The sequence below is a fragment of the Pseudomonas sp. Sample_24 genome (genome assembly GCF_004307605.1).
Taxonomy (GTDB): domain Bacteria; phylum Pseudomonadota; class Gammaproteobacteria; order Pseudomonadales; family Pseudomonadaceae; genus Aquipseudomonas.
On the sequence record NZ_RCNW01000261.1, the window covers coordinates 15,443 to 17,234 of the forward strand.

The 1,792-nt window shown below is 59.5% G+C and carries 2 protein-coding genes; both read right to left on the bottom strand.

Going from position 1 to position 1,792, the window contains the following annotated elements; genetic code table 11:
* Nucleotides 1-224 precede the first annotated feature (224 nt).
* Nucleotides 225-1,232, bottom strand: coding sequence for a septal ring lytic transglycosylase RlpA family protein (locus D8V06_RS14535; RefSeq protein WP_130903860.1), 1,008 nt, complete (start codon nucleotides 1,230-1,232; stop codon nucleotides 225-227).
* Nucleotides 1,232-1,792 (bottom strand): lytic murein transglycosylase (locus tag D8V06_RS14540; RefSeq protein WP_177434427.1); only part of this gene is annotated, 561 nt, incomplete at its 5' end. The genes D8V06_RS14535 and D8V06_RS14540, both read right to left, overlap by 1 nt.

Here is a 1,792-nt window from a genome sequence, read left to right on the forward strand (position 1 = left end):
GCGTTTGGCAAAGGTGGTGATGTTCATCCGTCTCTCGAAATCGCTAATGGAAACTGCCCGAAGGCAAAACTAATCAAATAACCTTCTAACGGGTTATCGCGTGTTCAGTTGCTCACTCCAGCCACCCTTTGCCGGGCTTTTGTTCTTCGACGAGCCAACAACCTGGTTCACCCCCCAAAACCGCAGATGAACCGTCAATCAAGTTCTACGTGTTACTCAGTGGCTTACTCGGTCACGACGCTAGGCGAACCGAGGTTGGCCAGGCGCACGCTGTTCTGCACTTGCTGGATTTCACCCGGTGAACCGATTGGTCCCAGGCGCACCCGATGCAGGGTCTGCTGATTGCGCACGATCGAGCTGATGAACACCGGAGCGCTCACCATCCCGCTGAGCTTCGACCTCAGCAGCTCGGCAGCGTCCGGGTTGGCGAAGGCGCCCACCTGCAGATACTGGCCAGACGCTGGTGCAGAAGCGTTTTTTTTTGCATCGATTTGTACTGGAACGACCGCGGCGGCGTGTTGCTGCGGCGGCGGAGTCCATTGTTCGACTGTACCGGCCGAAGCCGTGATGACCGGCGCGCTATTCTGCGCGACTTGCGGCTCGTTGAGCATTAAAGGCGCCGGACGGCCCTTGGCGGCCCACCATTGCTGCGGATCGATGCCTTCGACCTTGACCCGCGCAGTGCCGGTTTCGGCATAACCGAGTTTCTTGGCGGCCGCGTAGGACAAATCGATGATGCGGTCCGAATAGAACGGCCCGCGGTCGTTGACGCGCAGGATCACGGTCTTGTTGTTGTCCAGGTTGGTCACCCGAACGTAACTTGGCAATGGCAAGGTCTTGTGTGCAGCACTCATGCCGTACAGGTCATACACTTCGCCGTTGGCGGTGTTCTGACCGTGGAACTTGGTGCCGTACCAGGACGCCGTACCGGACTGTACGTAGGTCTTGGATTCTTGAATCGGGAAATAGGTTTTGCCCAGCACCGTGTAAGGGTTGGCCTTGTATGGACCGGTGTGCAGGGTCGGCGTGGCATCCGGGATGCGCGAAACGTCGACATCCCACCACGGTGCGCCATCCTTGTGTGCCCGGTTGATGTCCAGCCCCGGCGTCGAGCGCACGGTAGTGGGAGACTTCTGGGCCGGCGGGCGGCTGGTCGAACAACTGGCGACCAGCACTGCCAACGCGGCAAGTGCCATCAGCTTCAGGGGTTTATTCATAGGCAATGCCCGCATTACTTGACGCCCCGTGCTTGGACCAGCTGTTCAGACAGTTGATGTACGGCCATGGCGTACATCACGCTGCGGTTATAACGCGTGATCGCGTAAAAATTCTTCAGGCCCATCCAGTATTCAGGCCCCTTGTCGCCTTCCAGCCGGAAAGCGGTAACCGGCATATCATCGCGCAGCGCATCATGACTTGACCAGCCCAAGGCCCGCAACTCTCCAACGGTTTTTGTCGGCTCGATGCCGGTGGTCAAACCTGCATCGACCTGTTCGCCCCGCACATCGGCGCGGCTGACCACCGGTTCGCCGGCGACCCAGCCATGGCGCTTGAAGTAGCTGGCGACGCTGCCGATGGCATCGTCCGGGCTGTTCCAGATATTGATGTGGCCGTCACCGTCGAAGTCCACCGCATAGGCGCGAAAGCTGCTGGGCATGAACTGCGGCAGCCCCATGGCCCCGGCGTAGGAGCCTTTGAGGGTCAACGGGTCGACCTGCTCTTCACGCGCCAGCAGCAGGAACTCACGCAATTCCTTGCGGAAAAATTCGGCACGGGGAGGATAGTCGAAACC